Raw genomic sequence first — 1788 nt, 5'->3', positions numbered from 1 at the left:
CCCGTAGGCCCGGACCCCACGGGCCCGGACCGCGCGGGCTCAGGCCCCGCGGGCTCAGGCCTCGACGGACCGGTTCCCGACGGCAGGGCCCTCGACGGGCCGGTCCTCGACCGCCTCCCGGAGCTTGCGGAACTCCTCGGCCAGCCCGTCCAGGGTGTAGTGGGCGTTGAGGCCGCTGGGGTTCGGCAGCACCCACACCTCGGTGCCGCCGATGCCCTCCGGTTGCCGCCCCAGCGTGGCCCGGCGCTGCCCGAAGGCCGTCCGGTAGGCGCCGATGCCGAGCACGGCCAGGGCGCGCGGGCGCAGCCGCAGCACCCGTGCGCGCAGCGCGGCGCCGCCCTCGCGCAGCTCCTCGGCGGTCAGCTCGTCCGCCTTGGCCGTGGTGCGCGGGGCGACGTTGGTGATGCCCAGGCCGAGTGCGAGCAACTCCCGCTGCTCGTCCGGGCGGTACTGGCGCCCGGTGAAACCGGAGCGGTGCAGGGCCGGCCAGAAGCGGTTGCCCGGGCGGGCGAAGTGGTGGCCGGTGGCGCCGGACCACAGGCCCGGGTTGATGCCGCAGAACAGCACCCGCAGCCCGGGACCGGAGACGTCCGGGATGGTGGTGTCCTTGGCGGCCAGCAGCTGCTCGGCGGTGGGCTTCATCGGTGCGCTCGGATTCACCCGGCCAAGTCTGCCGTGCCCTTGGCCGCCTCCTTCGCCGCGTCCTTCGCCTCCTTCGCCGCGCGCTTGGCGGTGTCCCTGGCGATCTCCTTGGCCGCGTCCTCGGCGGTGAGCTCGGCCGCGCGCTCGGCCGTGTCCTCCACCGGGCCCGGGGCCGGGGCCGGCCCCGAAGTCGCGACGGCCGCCCGGCGGTTGCGCAGCCGGCGCAGGCCGAACACCACCACGGCCGCGTAGGCCCAGCCGACGAAGACGTCGATGATGAAGTGCTCCGCGCCGTAGACCAGGGTGAAGGTCATCGCGAGCGGGTAGGCGACCAGTACGGCCCGCAGCCAGCGGTTGGCGGTGGGCCAGAAGAAGAACAGCAGCATCGCCGGGTAGGCGGAGTGCAGCGAGGGCATCGCGGCGACGTCGTTGGCGAACTGACTGCCGTTCTCCAGCAGCGAGTCGGCCTGCGGCAGCCCGCTCACCGAGATCACTTCCCAGACCACCCGGGACAGGTGCGGCAGGTTGCCCTCCTGGGAGACCAGCCACGGCGGGTCGGCCGGGTAGAGGAGGTAGGTGGCGAAGCCGGCGAAGGTGAGCGTCAGGTAGGCGGCGAGCAACTGCCGGAAGCGGTGGTGCGCGCGTCGCCAGAGCACCGCGAGCAGCAGGAAGACCACGAAGAAGTGCGAGAGGTAGACGGTCACCGCGGCGTAGTCGTACCAATGCGGTGAGCCGGCGGTGTAGAGCGCGTGCTGGAGCCGGACGGTCCAGGTCTCGCCGAAGCCGAGCACCTCGTCGAAGCGCAGCTGCGGCAGCCAGTGCGGGGCCCACGGGGTGTGGGCGCCGTAGCCGCGCAGCAGTGAGTACGCCCACACCACGGCCATCACCGGGACCCAGTCGCGCAGGACCAGGAGGAAGCCGCGGGGGCCGTGCCCGCTGTGCACGGCGGCGGTCAGCAGGGCGGCGATGAGCCAGAGGAACAGCACGTCGTTGGCCGCGGGGATGCCCTCGGTGCGCAGGAACCAGAGGAGGCACGTCAGGTAGAGCGGCCAGGCCAGCCACCGGAGTCTCGACCAGCCCGTCACGCGTGGGCGGGGCGGAGGCACCGGGCGTGGCTGCCCGGCCCGCGCGTCGTGCGGGGCCGGG

Annotated in this window: 2 protein-coding genes; both read right to left on the bottom strand. The window is 73.9% G+C overall.

Annotated features, from left to right (window positions below; genetic code table 11):
• Window positions 1-54 precede the first annotated feature (54 nt).
• Window positions 55-642 (bottom strand): G/U mismatch-specific DNA glycosylase, encoded by a 588-nt coding sequence (gene mug, locus ACIQOV_RS40095; protein WP_401055897.1) that lies wholly within the window; start codon window positions 640-642, stop codon window positions 55-57.
• A gap of 14 nt (window positions 643-656) precedes the next feature.
• The coding region (locus ACIQOV_RS40090; protein WP_401055895.1) for a phosphatase PAP2 family protein at window positions 657-1788 on the bottom strand (1132 nt) is incomplete at its 5' end.

Source organism: Kitasatospora sp. NPDC091257, assembly GCF_044757675.1.
Taxonomy (GTDB): Bacteria; Actinomycetota; Actinomycetes; order Streptomycetales; family Streptomycetaceae; genus Kitasatospora; species Kitasatospora lactacystinica.
The sequence above is the reverse complement of the archived record's forward strand: the minus strand, read 5'-3'. Positions and strand labels throughout refer to the sequence as shown.